The following is a 15,355-nucleotide window of genomic DNA, read 5'->3' as shown; positions in this document are numbered from 1 at the left end:
CCTTCATCTTGCCACCGATTTTCTCAACAACAATAACTCCGATATTGCCGGATGGATATTTCTTTTTGCGGACGAACATAGTTAAAATACCTTTCGTGTCACCCGATATTAGGTGATACAAAGATACAAAATATTGTTTATCAACAAGTTATAAAATGCATGTTTTTTGAGTGACGAAGTCAGGAAAGAGTAAACTCATCTGAATGTTTTTCTGATTCCATGAGTGAAATCCGCTCAGATGGTTCTTGTAGTAGTCATTTAGGACATTTGCCTTCAAATGCGTAAACTCTGCAACACTCTTGATACTCATAGCATGAGTATCAAGGTAATTCTTTTAAAAAAGCTCCGAACTCAGCGGTAATTCTGGTTCCGGATGCTTCAAGATTCCAATCGCGGCTGTAGCTCTTGCCTGTAGACATGTAAAACCATCTGCGTCGCTTTATTCTGAAATACATGGTGTGGTCACGGACGGGAAAATCAGTGACTGTTATTGGCTTTTGAAAACCATTGGAAATCAACAGAAGGTCTTGTAAGTTTTCAAGCACAATATCATTCTCAACTAAAACTAACATAAAACAATCTCCCATGTTGGAGGCTTCTGTTGTGTCGAAATAGTCAAGGAGTCCTGCTGGAAGAAACAATGACAATACGGACTTAGACAGCACTCGTGCCGAGCATACCAAAAAGGAGACTAAGCCTGTATTAGACTTAGTCTCCTACCCTATATTGTTGTTATAGGAAATTCGTTTTGGTATGGCTTACTTCACCTTCTCAACGATGGCCTTGAAAGCCTCAGGGTTGTTGACAGCGAGGTCAGCGAGCACCTTGCGATTAATCTCGATGCCTGCCTTGTGCAGAGCGCCCATGAGAGTTGAGTAGCTCATGTTCTCAAGACGAGCTGCAGCGTTGATACGCTGGATCCACAGAGCGCGGAAGTTGCGCTTCTTGTTGCGGCGGTCACGATATGCGTATGTGAGACCCTTCTCCCAAGTATTCTTGGCTACTGTCCAAACATTCTTGCGTGCACCATAGTAACCCTTGGTGAGTTTCAGGATTCTTGTTCTCTTTGCTTTAGAAGCAACATGATTGACTGATCTTGGCATAGTTTCTTTTTTCCTTTAAATGTTTGACTAATTAAATTAACGGAGGCAGAGCAAGTCGCGAACCTGCTTCAGGTTTGAACGGTCTACGATAGTCTCACCAAGGAGGTTTCTCTTCTGCTTCTTTGTCTTCTTAGTCAGAATGTGACTGTGAAAAGCGTGATGACGCTTGATTTTTCCAGTTCCGGTAAAGCGGAATCTCTTCTTTGCACCGGAGTTAGTCTTAACTTTTGGCATTTTTTTGTTTGTTTAAATTGTTATTTATTATGTGTGGCAACGCATATACCAAGGCGTTACGCACAACTTATCATGTTGTCTTTCTGCTGACGGGGCTTGCATTTCTCGCCCTCTTTGCTGCTTTGACTGGGCTTATTCCTCGCCCTGAAGAGCCTTGAGTGCCTCGGCGCTCACCTTGGCGTTGGCAAGGAGTCCGCCGTTAGCGGGCATTGCATTCTCCTCGGTGTCCTTGGTGGTCTTGGCTTCTGCCTCACGCTTCTCGCGGTCGAGCTTCTGCTGGCTCTTCTTCACTACGCCTGCCTTCTTGGGGGCGAGATAGAGGAACATCTTCTTGCCGTCGAGCTTGGGCAGCTGCTCTACCTTGGCATACTCCTCGAGGTCGTTGGCGAAACGCAGCAACAGCACCTCGCCCTGCTCCTTGAAGAGGATTGAGCGGCCACGGAAGAACACGTAGGCACGTACCTTGTTGCCCTCGCTGAGGAACTCCTGGGCGTGCTTGAGCTTGAAGTTGTAGTCGTGCTCGTCGGTCTGAGGTCCGAATCGGATTTCCTTCACCTCAACCTTCACCTGCTTGGCCTTCATCTCCTTGGCGTGCTTCTTCTGCTGATAGAGGAATTTGCTGTAGTCAATGAGACGACAAACCGGGGGCTGGGCATTGGGGGAAATCTCGACAAGGTCGACGCCTTGCTCTCTCGCCATGTCCAAAGCATGACGTGTAGGCATAACAGTAGAGTTACCGTCACTTACTATACGTACTTCCCGAACGCGAATCTGCTCGTTCACGCGGTACTGGTTTTTCATTTTGTCATTCTTCATTAAACTATTTTTGATAAAGCTGTATTTAAAAGCGGGTGCAAAGTTACCCTTTTTCGGCCAATCGGCAAAATATTTATTGTGTTTTTTTGCCTTTCAGCCCCAAAGTTCGGAGTTTTTAATTAATTTTGCATCATCTTCTAGCAATATTTCATACATATTATTAAAAAAGATGATGCAATCTATATTTATGGACATTATGCCGTCGCTGCATTTCACAGGACTTGTACTGGCTGTCGGCACGTTTCTCATCATTGGGCTGTTCCACCCTATCGTCATCAAGGTGGAGTACTATTTCGGCACTCGCCTGTGGTGGGTGTTTCTGGTTGCGGGCATTGGCTTCATAGCCGCTGCCATGCTTGTGGCTAATGTCATGGTGTCGGCCCTGCTGGGCGTGGTGGGTGCCTCGTGCCTGTGGAGCATCGGCGAGATTCTGGAGCAGCGCCAGCGTGTCAAGAAGGGATGGTTTCCGATGAACCCCAAGCGAAAGGAGGAGTATGAAGACTGAACTCATCATGGTGGGCAAGACGGTGGACAAGCTCTACACCAAGGGCATAAGCGACTATCAGGAGCGCATCGGCCACTACATGCCGTTCAACATCACCGTGATTCCTGCGCTAAAGAACACCAAGAGCCTGTCGGAAGACCAGCAGAAGCAGGCTGAGGGCGAACTGATTTTGCGCCTTATCCAGCCGTCGGACACGGTGGTTCTGCTCGACGAGCATGGTGCCGAGCGCACGAGTATGGAAATGGCTACGTGGCTGACGCGCAAGCAGCAGACGGCACGCCGACTGGTGTTCATCATAGGCGGACCGTACGGATTCTCAGCCGACGTGTACAGCCGTGCCGACGAGAAGATCTCGCTCTCGCGTATGACCTTCTCTCACCAGATGGTACGACTGATATTCACCGAACAGCTCTACCGTGCCTGCACTATCATTCGCGGAGAGAGCTACCACCATGAGTAATCTATATAATGTTGAATGTTAAATGTTAAGTGTTAAATTGTTGGGATGCTTTAATTCGACATTGAACAATTCACAATCGCATGCGTCAGCCGAGAATAATTCAAAATTCAAAATTCCACATTCATCAAACCCCTAAGAGCGGCAATATCGACGGGGTGAGGAGCGACGTGAAGATGCCGTTGAGCGTGAGTCCGAGGCTGGCGTAGGCACCGTGCACCTGACTGCGGTCCATCGACGTGGCTGTGCCAAGGGCGTGAGCCGCCGTGCCCATAGACAGGCCCTGTGCCACGGGATTCTTGACGCGTGCGAAACCCATTGTGCGATAGCCACATACGGCACACAGCAGTCCTACAGCCACCACTACGGCAGCCGTGAGCGACGGAATGCCGCCCACAGCCTTGGTCACCTCCATGGCAATGGGCGTTGTGACCGACTTGGATGCAAGCGACAGGATCACCTCGCGCGAGGCACCCATCTCCTTGGCAATCCACACCACTGACACTACGCCTACAACGCAGCCTGCCAGTTCGGAGAGAAGTATAGGTGTGAGCTGCTTCTTGATGGTGGACAGCTGCATGTAAAGGGGCACGCCCAACGCAACAACAGCCGGACGCAGCCAGAACTCAATCATGTGGCCGCCCTTGTTGTAGGTCTCGTAGCTCACGCCCGTAATCTTCAGAAAGGCTATGATGCACACTATCGACACCAGTATGGGGTTCATTATCACCCAACCCGTCAGTCGGCGCAGCAGCTTGCCTACGAAGTAAGAACCGAACGTGAGGGCTATCAGAAAAAATTCGTTTGAAAAGTATTCCATTGTTTTCGTTATCCTTTTTTATATTTGTCCCATGAGACTTCCATCTCTCATTATCTTCCATGGCGACTTCTGTTTCCTTGTCATCGACCATGGCCAATTATACATCTTATCATTATCTCGCCTAGGGACTTCTATCTTAGTTTATTCCTTTGTCTCGCCCTTTATCTTGTCCTTTGCCTTGCCATAGCATTGGTGAACCCATCCTGTCACGGCGAGCACGAGCACGGTAGAGATGACCGAAGCTGCAACGATGGGCACAAACTCGGCCTTGATTACGTCGAAGTAGAGCATTACAGCCACTCCAGGCGGCACAAAGAAGAATCCAATGTTGCTGACTAGGAATTCGCTGATGCTGCGCACCCACTCAAGGCGTATTATCTTGAGTTTGAGCAAGAGCGTGAGCAACAGCATGCCGATTATGCTCGACGGCAGGGGGATGTGGGTGAGATAAATGAGGAGTTCACCTACGGCAAGGCAACCGAAAAGGATTGCCAACTGACGAATCATCATAGTGTTCTAGGATTACAAGTGTTGATTATTCACGTTAAAACTTATGTTTATAGACGGCAAAGGTAAGGATTTACTGCCAATGAAACCAAAGGATTGCAAATATAATACAACAGAGCACAAATATAGTGACATAAATCAAATTTACAGCCCATATAGGCTGACGAATAAAGGCACATAAAAAACCCGTTGCGTAGTCAGAATGAACTATACAACGGGTTCTCTATATATTGGATTGAGGGCTTGATTCTACCCCATCCTATTTCTACATAACGTCTTAGTTGTTGACGCTACCGCCCACAATATCGAGCAGTTCGTTGGTAATAGCCTGCTGACGGCTCTTGTTGTACTGAAGGTTGAGCTCGCGCAGAATCTCGTCGGCATTGTCGGTGGCGGTCTGCATTGCCACCATACGGGCGGCATGCTCGCTTGCTATGCTGTCGAGCAAGGCTGTGTAGAGCATCAGGTGAAGATACTTGGGGATGAGCTGCGAGAGCACGGTATTCATGTCGGGCTCTACGATGAAGTTGTCGTTGAGCGGACGAACGTTCTCCTCTGCCTTGCGCTCCTCTGTCAAGGCGTTCTTCTTGATATACTCCTGCGCCTCCTTCGAGGTCACGGTAGAGTTGAGGTCGCGAGTGCGATCGCGCTTCAGCTCCTCGGTGATGTCGATAGGCAGGAAGGTCTTGCGGGTCAGGATCTGCGAACCGGCGCTCTTGAAGTGGTGGTAGACCATCTCCACGCGGTCGATCTCGCCGCTGACGAACTTCTGTCCTATCTCGCGGGCTATTTCAATACATTGCTTCACGTTGGGCTTTTCGGCAAGACCTGTGAAGTCGCCAGCCACATGAAGCCCCATTTTAGCCGTCTTCTCTGCAACCTTGCGTCCTATCGGATAGACAACGATGTTGTCATTACCGCCCAGACTCTCCGAATACTCGTCAACGATGTGCTGAAGCAGACGGATGACATTGGCATTGAATCCACCACACAGACTGCTGTTCGAGGCGTAGACCACCAAGGCAACGCGCTTCACGGGGCGCTCCACGTTGAACACGGTAGAAGCGTCGGCCTCTGAGGCGAGGAATGTCTTGAGGATGTGCTCGAGCATCGTCTCGTAGGGAAGCATGTTCTCAATCATCTGCTGGGCATGGTGGAGCTTTGACGAAGCCACCATCTTCATGGCACTCGTAATCTTGCGGGTGCTGTTGACGGATGTGAGTCGGTTCTTGATTTCTTTGAGTGACGGCATAAGCTATTACTTTTTATACTGACCTGCTACGTCGGCCATTGTCTGTTCGATAACGGCTGTGAGCGAGTCGTCAATCTTACCACTTGCCAGAGCGTCGATGACGTCGGCGTGCTGTGAGCGAATCTTGTCGAGGAATGTCTCCTGACACTCGCGCACCTTCTCCACGGGCACGTCGTGCATCAAGCCGTGGGTGCCACAATAGATTATGGCTACCTGCTCGCCTACGGGCATCGGGCTGTACTGAGGCTGGATGAGCAGCTGGTTGTTCTTGCGGCCGCGGTCGATGGTCATGGCTGTCACGGCATCCATGTCGCTTGAGAACTTGGAGAAAGCCTCGAGCTCACGATACTGGGCCATATCAATCTTCAGCGTACCAGCCACCTTCTTCATACTCTTGATCTGTGCCGAACCACCTACACGCGAAACGGAAATACCTACGTTGACGGCAGGACGGAAGCCCTGGTTGAAGAGGTCGCTCTCAAGATAGATCTGTCCGTCGGTGATTGAAATCACGTTGGTAGGAATGTAGGCAGAAACGTCGCCAGCCTGTGTCTCGATGATAGGCAGGGCTGTGAGCGAACCGCCTCCCTTGACGTGACCCTTCATACACTCAGGCAGGTCGTTCATCTGCTCGGCTACCTCCTGCTGGTCGTTGATACGTGCTGCACGCTCCAACAGACGTGAGTGGAGATAGAACACGTCGCCAGGATAAGCCTCACGTCCTGAAGGACGACGCAGAATCAATGACACCTCACGGTAGGCAACAGCCTGCTTTGAGAGGTCGTCGTAGACAACGAGTGCCGAGTAGCCACGGTCGCGGAAGTACTCGCCGATGGCGGCACCTGCGAACGGAGCGTAATACTGCATGGCAGCAGGGTCGGCAGCTGTAGCCGCTACAATGATTGTGTAGGGCATTGCGCCGTGCTGCTTGAGGTTCTCGACAAGGGCGGCAACGGTAGAAGCCTTCTGGCCGATGGCTACATAGATACAGTAAACGGGCTTGCCAGCCTCGTAGAAACTCTTCTGATTGATGATTGTGTCGACGGCGATGGCAGTCTTGCCAGTCTGACGGTCGCCGATGATAAGCTCACGCTGTCCGCGGCCGATAGGAATCATTGAGTCGACCGACTTAAGTCCGGTCTGCAACGGTTCCTTAACGGGCTGGCGGTAGATAACGCCCGGAGCCTTGCGGTCGAGCGGCATCTCGAAAGCACCTGTCATATCAATCTCGCCCTTGCCATCGATGGCCTGTCCGAGCGGATTGATGACACGTCCGAGCATATTGTCGTTGACACGGATAGAAGCGATGCGCTTGGTACGCTTAACGACCATGCCCTCCTTGATGCCCTCGGTAGAACCCAGAAGCACACAACCCACGTTGTCCTCCTCAAGGTTCATCACGATAGCCATAGTGCCGTTCTCGAACTCGAGAAGCTCGTTGGCCTCGGCGTTGCGGAGTCCGTAGATACGGGCCACACCGTCGCTCACCTCAAGCACAGTACCCACCTCGTCAAACTGCTGGCTGTTGTTGATGCCCTGCAGCTGTTCGAGAAGCACCTGTGACACTTCGCTTGGTTTTATTTTATCTGACATATACTTCTAAAAAAGTTAGTTAATTAAGCTGCGACAGAATGGCGTTGAGCTGCTTCTTCACGCTGGCATCCATACGATAGGTGTCGTACTCGAGCACGAATCCACCTATAATATTAGGATTTACCTCGGTCTGGAACTCAACCGTACCATTTGTCCTTCCCTCAACCAACTGTCGCATCTTCTTCTCCGTAGCGGAGTCGATGGTGCAGGCAGTCGTTAGTTTAGCACTGATTAGATTGTTATGCTTTCTGTACAGAGTAACAAACGAGTTGGCGATGAATTGCATGATACTCTCACGGTCTTCTTTGAGCACAAGGGCGACGAAACGCTTGGTCAAGTCGCACGATCCTCCGGCTGCTGCCGTGAGGAGCAGACTCTCCTTCTGCTTCTTCGAGAGCATGGGATTATCTATCGTAACCCTCAGCGCAGGCGTCGTGGAGTAGCAATGGGCAAGGCTCTGCATGTCGGCATAAACCTTGTCGGCCTCCTTAGCCTCAATGCCCGCCTTGAGCAAGGCGCGTGCATATCTGACCGATATTAATCCTAAATCCATAGCTTACACTTATTTATTATTGGCTGTAACTTCATCAAGCATCTGGTTAATATAATCCATCTGTGCCTTATCAGTGCCGAGCTTCTGGCGCAAGACCTTCTCCGAAATCTCAACACTCAACGCAGCCACCTGCTGGCGAATCTCGCTGATTGCAGCCTGTTTCTGGCTTTCAATCTCGGCCTTGGCATCGTTGATGATGCGGGCGCTCTCTTCGCGAGCCTTCTCCTGAGCCTGTGCCACGATAGCCTCACGGGTTGAGGCGGCCTCCTTGAGTATTACGGCCTGCTTCTCCCGTGCTTCCTGAAGCATCGACTCGCTCTCCTGCTTGATGTTCTCAAGCTGGGCAGCGGCCTTCTGCGCCTTGGATAGACTCTCGTCGATGTACTTTTTGCGATTGTCTACCATTCCGACGATAGCCGGGAAGGCAAATCTTGCAAGCACGAAGAACACCGTTAGGAATGCCAGAAGCATCCAGAAGAGGAGTCCAAGGTCAGGAGTCAATATTGATGGCAATGTACTAAAATCCATTTGCAATATTTTACGAACTCTTTGTTGCTATTTACGTAAGAGCGCAACACCTTACTTGATAAGGAAGGCGCAGGCTACGATAGCGAACAATGCACAACCCTCAACGAATGCTGAGGTAAGAATCATGTTGGTCTGAATCTTGCCAGAAGCCTCAGGCTGACGTGCGATGGCGTCCATGGCGCTGCCGCCAATCTTGCCAATACCCAAACCTGCGCCAATTACTGCAATACCTGCTCCGAGACCGCAGCCCAGCTGTGCCAGACCTTCAGCAGCCAAAAGTGATGAAATAATCATAGTTGTTTAATTTTTTTAAGTTGTTATTTTTTTTATTGTTAATTCTGTTGTTAAGCCTCTGCCTCCTCGTCCTTCTGGGCAAGACCGATGAACACGGCGCTCAGCAAGGTGAAGACATAAGCCTGGATGAATGCCACAAGCACTTCAAGACAGTTCATGAAGAGCATCATTATGGCACTTACGAGGTTCAGACCGATACCGTAGCCCACGCCCATCGACCATCCGAGGAAGATGACGCAGGTGAAGCTCAGGATGATTGCGTGTCCTGCCATCATGTTGGCAAAGAGACGGACCATGAGAGCGAACGGCTTGGTGAAAACGCCGAAGAACTCGATAACTGGCATCAATGGCACCGGATAAGCCTTGAGGAATACCGGCACATGGGGCCAGAAGATGTCTTTCCAATACTCCTTGTTGCCGAAGAGGTTGATGGCAATCATGGTGCAGATGGCAAGGAAGAACGTCACGTTGATGTTGCCCGTAACGTTGGCGCCACCCGGGAATATAGGAAGCAAACCGAGAATGTTTGTCGTGAAGATGAAGAAGAACACCGTGAGCAGATAAGGAGCGAACGGCTTGAAGTGCTTCTCGCCTATCGACGCCTTGATCACGTCGTCGTAGATGGTCATGACGAACATCTCCATCATTCCGACAAATCCGCCAGGAGCCTCACTTCTCTCGTCCTTGCCCTTGTACCAGCGAGCGCAAGAAAGGAACACAGCAATCAGAACGAACACTACTATCCATATCTGTGCCACGGTCTTCGTGATGCTCAGGTCGAGCGGACGCACCTTCGAACCATCAGGCATTTTCTCGTAGATCTTGCCGTGATGCTCTGCGTCGAAGTAATAGTTCTGCGGCAGACTGCTCTCTGTACAGAACGTCCACTCTCCGGTATTGGAGCTTCTGACGATTATCGGCAACGGAATGCTCAGGCTCTTGCCCTCGTAGGAAGCTATGTGCCACTCGTATGAGTCGGACAGGTGCTCAAGTACCGTTGTAGGAATGTCGAGCGACTTGCCGTCGTGGCCTGCTTCTCCCGCCGAGGCGAAGGCTGGCATGAGTGCCAATACCAAGAGAAGTAATAATGACTTTATCTGTTTCATTATCGTTTATTTATTTTCTTTGTCACACTCAGTATGCGAATTGGTGACGTGCGAGAAGAATACGGAATGGTGGGCAATCATCCATAAATAGAATGCCATGAACACCAGGCAGTATTCGAGCATCGCATCGCGACCTACGGCAATGTAGCACCCTACAAGAGTGAAGAGGGCCAGCAACATACGGAAGCCTGACACGGCTGAGAAGAATGTAGGAAGCATCGCTTGGTTTGCCTCGGCTATTCTTTTCCATAGGAATATGTCGGCCAGCTCCACCACAAGGGCGAACACAGCACTCACTACAAGAGGCGGGACAAGTCCGTCAACATGAGCGAACGTCTGCAGGGAAAGAACTGCCAACGACAATACCGCTACAGCCACAACGGTCTGCACGGCATAGCGTCGGCTTATTTTTGCTATCTCTGTATTTTTCAACATGTCAACCGGGTTTCATTAAAGTTCAACACAAACGTTGACGTTGTTCTTCTGCACTTCAACGAAACCGCCCGTTGTCTTCACCTCATGCTCGCCTTCAGAGTCAAAAAAAGCAATGCGTCCGCTGTTGAGTGTTGAGATGATAGGAGCATGGCCGGTGAGTATTTCAAACTCGCCGCTCGTGCCCGGCACAACCACACGGTCGACCGTTCCTACGAACTCCACTTTCTCAGGAGAGACGATTCTTAAATTCAAACTCATAGTCTACAAGTATTTAGTGTGTAAGCGGATTATCCCTTAGCTGCCTCAAGAAGTTTCTTACCCTTGGCAATGGCGTCTTCGATGGTACCGACGTTAAGGAATGCCTGCTCTGGCAGGTCGTCTACCTCGCCGTCGAGAATCATGTTGAAGCCCTTGATGGTGTCCTCGATAGAAACCATCACACCCTTTACACCGGTGAACTGCTCGGCAACGGCGAACGGCTGAGAGAGGAAGCGCTGCACACGACGTGCACGGTTCACAGTCAGCTTGTCCTCGTCAGAAAGCTCGTCCATACCAAGGATGGCGATGATGTCCTGAAGTTCCTTGTAGCGCTGGAGAATCTGCTTAACGCGCTGTGCACACTCGTAGTGCTCCTTGCCCACAATCAGCGGGTCGAGAATACGTGAGGTAGAACCCAGCGGGTCAACGGCAGGATAAATACCAAGCTCGGTAATCTTACGCGAAAGCTCGGTAGTAGCGTCAAGGTGGGTGAAGGTTGTAGCCGGAGCAGGGTCGGTCAAGTCGTCGGCAGGCACGTAAACGGCCTGTACTGATGTGATAGAACCCTTCTTGGTAGATGTAATACGCTCCTGCATCTGTCCCATCTCACTTGCAAGTGTAGGCTGATAACCTACGGCTGAAGGCATACGGCCGAGAAGAGCCGAAACCTCAGAACCTGCCTGGGTGAAACGGAAGATGTTGTCGATGAAGAACATTATGTCGGCAGCCTCGCCGTCCTTGCCTCCGTGGTCGCGGAACTCCTCGGCTACGGTCAGACCTGACAATGCTACTGAAGCACGTGCTCCAGGCGGCTCGTTCATCTGTCCGTAAACAAGTGTTGCCTGACTCTTCTTGAGCTCCTCGGGGTCAACAAGCGAGAGGTCCCACTTGCCTTCCTCCATTGCCTTCTTGAACTTCTCACCGTAGCGTATAACGCCCGACTCGAGCATGTCGCGGATAAGGTCGTTACCCTCACGGGTACGCTCGCCTACTCCGGCAAACACCGAGTAGCCGTTGTGTCCCTTGGCAATGTTGTTGATAAGCTCCATGATGAGCACAGTCTTGCCTACACCGGCACCACCGAACAGACCAATCTTACCACCCTTCATGTAAGGCTCCAAGAGGTCAATCACCTTGATACCAGTTGCGAGCATTTCCTTGTGAGTGGAAAGGTCCTCAAACTTAGGAGCCTCGCGATGGATAGGATAAGCGCCCTCCATATTGAGCGTGCTCATACCATCGATAGGCTGACCGATGACGTTCATCATACGGCCCTTGATCTGTTCACCTGCTGGCATCATGATAGCGTTGCCTGTAGGAACAACCTCCAGGCCACGCTGCAATCCGTCAGTATTGTCCATTGCGACGCAGCGAACGGTGTCTTCACCGATATGCTGCTGCACCTCAATGATAAGCTCCTGTCCGTTAGGACGCTTCAGCTTCAGAGCTTCGTGGATTTTAGGCAACACCTCTTCAGGATTCTTGCCGGCTGTATCGAAGTAAACGTCGATAACCGGACCGATAATCTGCGAGATGCGCCCGTTGATTTGTGACATAGTATATTTGATTTTGATTTTAAATTCTGATGCAAATATAACAACTATATTCTTATACGAAAAAATATTTAATCTTTATTGTACTTTTTCGTTCCAAATATGCCATATTTGTAGTGCAATCCGACCACTTTTAGATGCTCAGCTCGTCGAGAACCTTGATAAGCTTACGGTCGAACGGCTTGTCGCTACGGATAGCTTCGCTCAACGGTACATAGATAATCTCGTTGTTGCGTACGCCAATCATCACGTTGCGCTGGCCCTGCAGAATGGCCTCAATCGCACCTACACCAGTACGTGAAGCGAGGATACGGTCGTGAGCGCTCGGGCGTCCGCCACGCTGCAAGTGACCGAGGATTGACACGCGTACATCGTACTGCGGGAACTCGTTCTTCACACGCTCGGCATAATACATGGCACCACACTTCGGACTTTCAGACACGATGACGATGCAGCTCTTCTTCGACTTACGGATGCCACGCTCCATGAAGCGTGCCAACTGGTCGACATCGGTAGAATCTTCAGGAATAATGGCTGCCTCGGCACCACTGGCAATGGCTGAGTTCTGTGCGAGGAAACCTGCGTCGCGTCCCATTACCTCAATAAAGAAAATGCGCTCATGACTCTGGGCTGTGTCGCGGATGCGGTCGACACACTCCACGATGGTGTTCATTGTTGTGTCGTAACCGATTGTTGAGTCTGTGCCATAAAGGTCGTTGTCGATAGTGCCCGGCAAGCCGATACAGCAGATGTCGTACTTTTTGGCGAATTCCATAGCACCGGTCAACGAACCGTTACCGCCAATTACTACCAAAGCGTCAATGCCATGGGCCTTGATCTGCTCATAAGCCTTCTCCTTGCCCTCATCGGTCATAAACTCCTTAGAGCGTGCTGTCTTAAGTATTGTACCGCCCGACATGATAATGCCGCTGACATTCTCGGTTGTGAAGTCCTCAATCTCGCCATTAATAAGTCCATCGTAACCACGATAGATACCTTTTATATTAAATCCGTTGCAAATACCTGCACGAGTCACGGCACGAATTGCAGCATTCATTCCCGGGGCGTCGCCACCAGAAGTCAAAATTCCAATTGTCTGAATTTTAGCCATACGATTTTTGTATTATTGATTATTAATTCTTCCGTTTAATTATTAGTAATTATTAGGGTGTTTTTATGGAGTATTATACAGTAGCATTCATAAGGGTATTAAACCAGCAGCCACAAGCACACCAAGCCAGCCAAGGATGCAACGAGCGAAACCCACCCCACATTGACAAAGTACCAGTTGAGCTTTATGCGCTCCATTTTCATCAAGGCGAGTCCACTCATAGAGCCTATGCACAGAATGTTGCCTCCCATAGCCGTAGCGTAAGCCACTATTTTCCAATAGGCTCCGTTAAGGCAATAAAGTGCAAGATTGCTACCAGATTCGGCTACATCGTGAAGCGAGACCATCGACATAAGCGTGGCGAAATTGTCAAGCACGCTACCAACCAGCTGGGTGGCAAGTCCCACGACAAGCATATTGTCGGCTATGCTGCCCATAAAGTCATCCACTTTAGTCAACACACCCGTTTCGCGCACCACTCCCAGCGCAAGCATAATGCCCAGCACAAACAGAATCATCTGTATCACGCCATATTGCAGCACTCTTGGCACACGACGTTGTATCATCTGGTCGGCATTCATCAGTTTGCGGTTCATCAGCTCGTTGACAATCCACAATACCGACAACACGCACATTGCGCCAAGGAACGGGCTAAGCTTCGTAATGTTATGGAATGTAGGGATAAACCACAGTCCGCCAATTCCTACGAACAGCATCAAGGCTCGCTGCCACAGGTTAAGATTGGTGTCGTCGCCACGATAAGGCATCGTAATCCACTCTGTCTCAATACGTCGTGGCAAGCTACGTTGCAACCAAAGTATCGGGAAGAACCATGCAATAAGGCAAGGCAGAGCCATAGTCAAAGAATAGTTGGTAGCGGTTACTGCGCCAATATTCCAAAGCACGAGTCCGGTAGGGTCGCCGATTACCGTAAGCGCTCCTCCACAATTTGCCGACAGCACAATGGCGCATCCGAAGATGACACGCTGGCGTTGTCTGCTCACAATGGCGTGCATTATGGTAAGCATCATGACGGTTGTCGTGATGTTGTCGAGATTTGCCGAAATCAAGAAAGTAATGACTGACAAGGTCCAAAGCATTCTCTTGCCGCTACGTGTACGGAGCATCTGCGAGATGAAGTCGAAGCATCCGTTGTTCTGCAATATCTCCACGATTGTCATCGTAGAGAGCAGGAAGAGGACTATCTCAGAAGCTCTACTGACGTATTTCAAGAAAAGGTTCTGGAAAATATACTGCTTTACCGCAGCCGAAGAGGCTGGCGTTCCGTCAAGGAACGAAGCGTATTCCTTGGCGTGCTGAGCCATGACAAAGTCCGAACCATAACAAATGTAAAGTATCCAGCCAAGCGTTCCTACAAAGATGGCAACCGCAGCTTTGTTTACATTGGTGAATTTCTCTGTCGCTATCAAGAAATAGCCAATTAATATTATTGTTATGATGACAAGCGTCATAGGCTGTTTTTTAGATTTATCGATTGCAAAGGTACAAAAATATCTGAACTGCACAAGTTTTACATCTAAAAAATAAAAATAGTTAACAGAGATTTAATTCAAATGCAATAGGTCTCCATCTTTTAATAAAATATAGGTCATGTTTTTATTTTGTATCACTACTGTCCAATAAAAAATGGACAATTCTATCTTTGAAATAGTTGAATTATATTCTTTTATGCAGTATTTGACAATGAAACGGACTGGATTTTTAACTTTGTAGCCAAAAAGAATTGGCTATAAAGTTTCAAGACAAATACGTTTTCGCTCAACTTACTGCATTTCTAAATAGAACTCAGTTCAACAACATATAGTTACTACATTTTCGATAGGGCTTATCGATACTTTCAAGGAACTTTATAAGATTCATCTTACAGGTTCCTACTATGTAGTCAGAGCCCAAACGAATTTGAAGTACAAAACGGTAAAATGGAAGCGACGAATGCCAAAAGGTGAGATGGATGCTCACCTTAATAGTGCTGACCGTAGTTCTGGCAATCGTCGTAACGGCAAGATGAGCAAGACCGTACAGATAAAGTATGGAGAGGTGACAGTCGAACCCCCTCATGACCGTGACGGCTCCTTCAAACCGGAGACGGTCAAGAAGCGTGAGACCATTCTTGCTGAAGGTATGGCAGATCAAATCATCAACATGTATGCCCTTGGTACAAGCACTCGTGATATAAGCAAGTACTTTGAGCGTGAGTTTAACACAACCC

The 15,355-nt window shown here is 49.5% G+C and carries 19 protein-coding genes and 2 pseudogenes; 4 read left to right on the top strand and 17 right to left on the bottom strand.

Features of this window, described 5'->3' with window-relative positions; genetic code table 11:
* Positions 1 to 320 precede the first annotated feature (320 nt).
* The 4 genes from I6E38_RS15580 to infC all read right to left on the bottom strand — a co-directional run bounded on the left by I6E38_RS15580 (position 321) and on the right by infC (position 2,153).
* Positions 321 to 665 carry an ISAon1 family transposase N-terminal region protein gene (locus I6E38_RS15580; protein WP_455078283.1) on the bottom strand — a complete coding sequence of 115 codons (345 nt, stop codon included), beginning with the start codon at positions 663 to 665 and terminating at the stop codon, positions 321 to 323.
* Between the two features lie 93 nt (positions 666 to 758).
* Positions 759 to 1,103 (bottom strand): 50S ribosomal protein L20, encoded by a 345-nt coding sequence (rplT, locus tag I6E38_RS11960; RefSeq protein WP_004370905.1) that lies wholly within the window; start codon positions 1,101 to 1,103, stop codon positions 759 to 761.
* Between the two features lie 36 nt (positions 1,104 to 1,139).
* Positions 1,140 to 1,337, bottom strand: a complete 198-nt coding sequence (gene rpmI, locus I6E38_RS11955) for a 50S ribosomal protein L35 (RefSeq protein ID WP_106812251.1) — start codon at positions 1,335 to 1,337, stop codon at positions 1,140 to 1,142.
* A 132-nt stretch (positions 1,338 to 1,469) separates the two neighbouring features.
* Positions 1,470 to 2,153: a translation initiation factor IF-3 gene (gene infC / locus I6E38_RS11950; protein ID WP_235394202.1), complete on the bottom strand. Its 684-nt coding sequence runs from the start codon at positions 2,151 to 2,153 to the stop codon at positions 1,470 to 1,472.
* A 169-nt stretch (positions 2,154 to 2,322) separates the two neighbouring features.
* Between infC and I6E38_RS11945 the strand changes: the two genes are divergently transcribed.
* Entirely contained in the window at positions 2,323 to 2,658 is a 336-nt protein-coding gene (locus I6E38_RS11945) for a DUF4491 family protein (protein WP_235394201.1), read from the top strand.
* Positions 2,648 to 3,118 (top strand): 23S rRNA (pseudouridine(1915)-N(3))-methyltransferase RlmH, encoded by a 471-nt coding sequence (gene rlmH / locus I6E38_RS11940; protein WP_235394200.1) that lies wholly within the window; start codon positions 2,648 to 2,650, stop codon positions 3,116 to 3,118. The genes I6E38_RS11945 and rlmH overlap by 11 nt, the downstream gene beginning before the upstream one ends.
* A gap of 124 nt (positions 3,119 to 3,242) precedes the next feature.
* Here the strand turns inward: rlmH and I6E38_RS11935 are convergent, their stop codons facing one another.
* The 13 genes from I6E38_RS11935 to I6E38_RS11875 form a co-directional block, all read right to left on the bottom strand.
* Positions 3,243 to 3,935: an LrgB family protein gene (locus I6E38_RS11935; RefSeq protein ID WP_235394199.1), complete on the bottom strand. Its 693-nt coding sequence runs from the start codon at positions 3,933 to 3,935 to the stop codon at positions 3,243 to 3,245.
* Positions 3,936 to 4,076: 141 nt separating this feature from the next.
* The gene (locus I6E38_RS11930) at positions 4,077 to 4,442 is read right to left on the bottom strand and encodes a CidA/LrgA family protein (RefSeq protein ID WP_235394204.1); all 366 of its coding nucleotides are present in this window, start codon (positions 4,440 to 4,442) and stop codon (positions 4,077 to 4,079) included.
* Positions 4,443 to 4,719: 277 nt separating this feature from the next.
* Entirely contained in the window at positions 4,720 to 5,694 is a 975-nt protein-coding gene (locus I6E38_RS11925; RefSeq protein ID WP_235394198.1) for a F0F1 ATP synthase subunit gamma, read from the bottom strand.
* A 6-nt stretch (positions 5,695 to 5,700) separates the two neighbouring features.
* Positions 5,701 to 7,287, bottom strand: a complete 1,587-nt coding sequence (atpA, locus tag I6E38_RS11920) for a F0F1 ATP synthase subunit alpha (protein WP_235394197.1) — start codon at positions 7,285 to 7,287, stop codon at positions 5,701 to 5,703.
* A gap of 19 nt (positions 7,288 to 7,306) precedes the next feature.
* Complete coding sequence (locus tag I6E38_RS11915) at positions 7,307 to 7,840, bottom strand: F0F1 ATP synthase subunit delta (RefSeq protein ID WP_235394196.1); 534 nt, start codon at positions 7,838 to 7,840, stop codon at positions 7,307 to 7,309.
* A gap of 9 nt (positions 7,841 to 7,849) precedes the next feature.
* Positions 7,850 to 8,368 (bottom strand): F0F1 ATP synthase subunit B, encoded by a 519-nt coding sequence (gene atpF, locus I6E38_RS11910; protein WP_235394195.1) that lies wholly within the window; start codon positions 8,366 to 8,368, stop codon positions 7,850 to 7,852.
* 51 nt (positions 8,369 to 8,419) lie between these two features.
* Positions 8,420 to 8,662 (bottom strand): ATP synthase F0 subunit C, encoded by a 243-nt coding sequence (gene atpE, locus I6E38_RS11905; protein ID WP_094879854.1) that lies wholly within the window; start codon positions 8,660 to 8,662, stop codon positions 8,420 to 8,422.
* A gap of 50 nt (positions 8,663 to 8,712) precedes the next feature.
* On the bottom strand, positions 8,713 to 9,768 hold the full coding sequence (gene atpB / locus I6E38_RS11900) for a F0F1 ATP synthase subunit A (RefSeq protein WP_235394194.1): 1,056 nt from the start codon (positions 9,766 to 9,768) through the stop codon (positions 8,713 to 8,715).
* 6 nt (positions 9,769 to 9,774) lie between these two features.
* Positions 9,775 to 10,203: a hypothetical protein gene (locus tag I6E38_RS11895; RefSeq protein ID WP_235394193.1), complete on the bottom strand. Its 429-nt coding sequence runs from the start codon at positions 10,201 to 10,203 to the stop codon at positions 9,775 to 9,777.
* Positions 10,204 to 10,218: 15 nt separating this feature from the next.
* Positions 10,219 to 10,461, bottom strand: a complete 243-nt coding sequence (locus I6E38_RS11890; RefSeq protein ID WP_235394192.1) for a F0F1 ATP synthase subunit delta/epsilon — start codon at positions 10,459 to 10,461, stop codon at positions 10,219 to 10,221.
* Between the two features lie 29 nt (positions 10,462 to 10,490).
* Positions 10,491 to 12,017, bottom strand: a complete 1,527-nt coding sequence (gene atpD, locus I6E38_RS11885) for a F0F1 ATP synthase subunit beta (RefSeq protein WP_106812507.1) — start codon at positions 12,015 to 12,017, stop codon at positions 10,491 to 10,493.
* 130 nt (positions 12,018 to 12,147) lie between these two features.
* Positions 12,148 to 13,125 (bottom strand): 6-phosphofructokinase, encoded by a 978-nt coding sequence (gene pfkA, locus I6E38_RS11880; protein ID WP_235394191.1) that lies wholly within the window; start codon positions 13,123 to 13,125, stop codon positions 12,148 to 12,150.
* A gap of 98 nt (positions 13,126 to 13,223) precedes the next feature.
* Positions 13,224 to 14,597: an SLC13 family permease gene (locus I6E38_RS11875; protein ID WP_235394190.1), complete on the bottom strand. Its 1,374-nt coding sequence runs from the start codon at positions 14,595 to 14,597 to the stop codon at positions 13,224 to 13,226.
* A 348-nt stretch (positions 14,598 to 14,945) separates the two neighbouring features.
* Here I6E38_RS11875 and I6E38_RS11870 point away from each other — a divergent pair.
* Together I6E38_RS11870 and I6E38_RS11865 are read left to right on the top strand one after the other, a co-directional pair.
* Positions 14,946 to 15,087: pseudogene (locus tag I6E38_RS11870) on the top strand (IS4 family transposase); the annotation flags it as partial.
* Positions 15,085 to 15,355 (top strand): annotated as a pseudogene (locus I6E38_RS11865) (transposase); the annotation flags it as partial. The pseudogenes I6E38_RS11870 and I6E38_RS11865, both read left to right, overlap by 3 nt.

Origin of the sequence: Leyella stercorea (genome assembly GCF_021531355.1) — a bacterium.
Classification (GTDB): domain Bacteria; phylum Bacteroidota; class Bacteroidia; order Bacteroidales; family Bacteroidaceae; genus Prevotella.
Note: the sequence above shows the minus strand (reverse complement) of the source record. Positions and strands in the feature narration are given on the sequence as shown.

What these genes read in the sequence shown, in the direction of transcription:
- rplT (WP_004370905.1), bottom strand. Translation starts at nt 1,103, where the DNA reads ATGCCAAGATCAGTCAATCATGTTGCTTCTAAAGCAAAGAGAACAAGA.
- rpmI (WP_106812251.1), bottom strand. Translation starts at nt 1,337, where the DNA reads ATGCCAAAAGTTAAGACTAACTCCGGTGCAAAGAAGAGATTCCGCTTT.
- infC (WP_235394202.1), bottom strand. Translation starts at nt 2,153, where the DNA reads ATGAAGAATGACAAAATGAAAAACCAGTACCGCGTGAACGAGCAGATT.
- I6E38_RS11945 (WP_235394201.1), top strand. Translation starts at nt 2,323, where the DNA reads ATGATGCAATCTATATTTATGGACATTATGCCGTCGCTGCATTTCACA.
- rlmH (WP_235394200.1), top strand. Translation starts at nt 2,648, where the DNA reads ATGAAGACTGAACTCATCATGGTGGGCAAGACGGTGGACAAGCTCTAC.
- I6E38_RS11935 (WP_235394199.1), bottom strand. Translation starts at nt 3,935, where the DNA reads ATGGAATACTTTTCAAACGAATTTTTTCTGATAGCCCTCACGTTCGGT.
- I6E38_RS11930 (WP_235394204.1), bottom strand. Translation starts at nt 4,442, where the DNA reads ATGATTCGTCAGTTGGCAATCCTTTTCGGTTGCCTTGCCGTAGGTGAA.
- I6E38_RS11925 (WP_235394198.1), bottom strand. Translation starts at nt 5,694, where the DNA reads ATGCCGTCACTCAAAGAAATCAAGAACCGACTCACATCCGTCAACAGC.
- atpA (WP_235394197.1), bottom strand. Translation starts at nt 7,287, where the DNA reads ATGTCAGATAAAATAAAACCAAGCGAAGTGTCACAGGTGCTTCTCGAA.
- I6E38_RS11915 (WP_235394196.1), bottom strand. Translation starts at nt 7,840, where the DNA reads ATGGATTTAGGATTAATATCGGTCAGATATGCACGCGCCTTGCTCAAG.
- atpF (WP_235394195.1), bottom strand. Translation starts at nt 8,368, where the DNA reads ATGGATTTTAGTACATTGCCATCAATATTGACTCCTGACCTTGGACTC.
- atpE (WP_094879854.1), bottom strand. Translation starts at nt 8,662, where the DNA reads ATGATTATTTCATCACTTTTGGCTGCTGAAGGTCTGGCACAGCTGGGC.
- atpB (WP_235394194.1), bottom strand. Translation starts at nt 9,768, where the DNA reads ATGAAACAGATAAAGTCATTATTACTTCTCTTGGTATTGGCACTCATG.
- I6E38_RS11895 (WP_235394193.1), bottom strand. Translation starts at nt 10,203, where the DNA reads ATGTTGAAAAATACAGAGATAGCAAAAATAAGCCGACGCTATGCCGTG.
- I6E38_RS11890 (WP_235394192.1), bottom strand. Translation starts at nt 10,461, where the DNA reads ATGAGTTTGAATTTAAGAATCGTCTCTCCTGAGAAAGTGGAGTTCGTA.
- atpD (WP_106812507.1), bottom strand. Translation starts at nt 12,017, where the DNA reads ATGTCACAAATCAACGGGCGCATCTCGCAGATTATCGGTCCGGTTATC.
- pfkA (WP_235394191.1), bottom strand. Translation starts at nt 13,125, where the DNA reads ATGGCTAAAATTCAGACAATTGGAATTTTGACTTCTGGTGGCGACGCC.
- I6E38_RS11875 (WP_235394190.1), bottom strand. Translation starts at nt 14,597, where the DNA reads ATGACGCTTGTCATCATAACAATAATATTAATTGGCTATTTCTTGATA.